Annotated in this window: 1 protein-coding gene; it reads left to right on the forward strand. The window is 71.9% G+C overall.

Annotated elements, in window-relative coordinates; all coding sequences use genetic code 11:
* The coding region (locus tag RNC47_RS37180) for a creatininase family protein (RefSeq protein ID WP_311605294.1) at positions 1 to 416 on the forward strand (416 nt) is incomplete at both ends.

The following is a 416-nucleotide window of genomic DNA, read 5'->3' on the forward strand; positions in this document are numbered from 1 at the left end:
TCATAGCCGAGCGCTTCGCGCTTCGGCTGGCCGCACACGTCGCGGACCGGCACGACCTCTGGGTCGCGCCGCCCGTCCCGTACGGCCTCTCCCCGGAGCACGCCTGGGCGCCAGGCACCCTGACCGTGGACATCCCGCTGTACGCCAGCTTGATCACCACGCTCGGCGGGGAGTCCCTCCGCGCCACACCCGGGCGGACGGGGCTCAGTGTCAACGGCCACGGCGGCAATCGGGGCGTCCTTGAGGGACTGGTGCACCAGCTCCAGCACACCCACGACGTGGCCATCTGCGCGCTGCACCCGAGCACCCTCGCTGCCAGCGAGGTCACGGTCGACAGCGAACTGCCCGAGGTCCACGCCGGCATCCGCGAGACCTCTCTCATGCTCGCCCTCGCCCCCGACCACGTACGGCTGGAC

Source organism: Streptomyces millisiae, assembly GCF_031845425.1.
Classification (GTDB): Bacteria; Actinomycetota; Actinomycetes; order Streptomycetales; family Streptomycetaceae; genus Streptomyces; species Streptomyces millisiae.